Annotated in this window: 1 protein-coding gene; it reads right to left on the bottom strand. The window is 29.9% G+C overall.

The window, feature by feature from the left end:
- Window positions 1-89: 89 nt before the first annotated feature.
- Entirely contained in the window at window positions 90-452 is a 363-nt protein-coding gene (locus F991_RS00300) for an SLATT domain-containing protein (protein ID WP_004667996.1), read from the bottom strand.
- Window positions 453-775 lie beyond the last annotated feature (323 nt).

Here is a 775-nt window from a genome sequence, read left to right as displayed (position 1 = left end):
GCGGTTTAATTTACTTGCTGGCATATACAATTTAGATTGGGTGAAAGATAAACAATTAAATTGATTGAAAAATGATTTATGAAGGAAGTCTACTGAATATCTGTTAATAATGATAAGTAGTTTTCACGAATGTTCCATATTTGAATTGCAGCATCACTATGTTTTTGAGCTAATGCCCCCAAATCATAATTCTTAACAAAAGTATTCAATAACGTAAGAAGAAAAGAAAATATCGCAGCGACAATAGCTAACCCAAAACTATCTCCAAATACAGAAGCTAATATTCCAGTTGTAACTAATCCTGAAATAAATATTTGAGTTATTTTTAAAAAATTTTGTCTAAAACTTAGTATATCTGCACATTTTTCATGTGTTTTATGTGTCCAAACCGTTCTACCAAAGCACTCACGAATTTGTTCTTCAAGTATATTACGCTGGGAATTTGTTTCCATAAATCTCACGCCATGTTTGATTAGCTGTATAAGGCATTTTTTTATCCTCATATTCCAACGCTTTTAATGCAAGATTATAACATTTAGAAGCTTTATACTCAAAATTACCACTTCGCCATACATACTGTTTACTTCCAGGTGCAAGCCAATAATATTGTTCCGGGTTCTGATCTTTTAAATATTTAAAAAAATCTCTAGTCATCCAATCATAAAATGTATATGAATTATTACTAGACTTCCTTCATAAATCATTTTTCAATCAATTTAATTGTTTATCTTTCACCCAATCTAAATTGTATATGCCAGCAAGTAAATTAAACCGC

Source organism: Acinetobacter sp. CIP-A165 (assembly GCF_000367985.1).
Classification (GTDB): Bacteria; Pseudomonadota; Gammaproteobacteria; order Pseudomonadales; family Moraxellaceae; genus Acinetobacter.
Note: the sequence above shows the minus strand (reverse complement) of the source record. Positions and strands in the feature narration are given on the sequence as shown.

Coding starts and splice junctions, on each gene's coding strand:
- F991_RS00300 (WP_004667996.1), bottom strand. CDS start 452: ATGGAAACAAATTCCCAGCGTAATATACTTGAAGAACAAATTCGTGAG.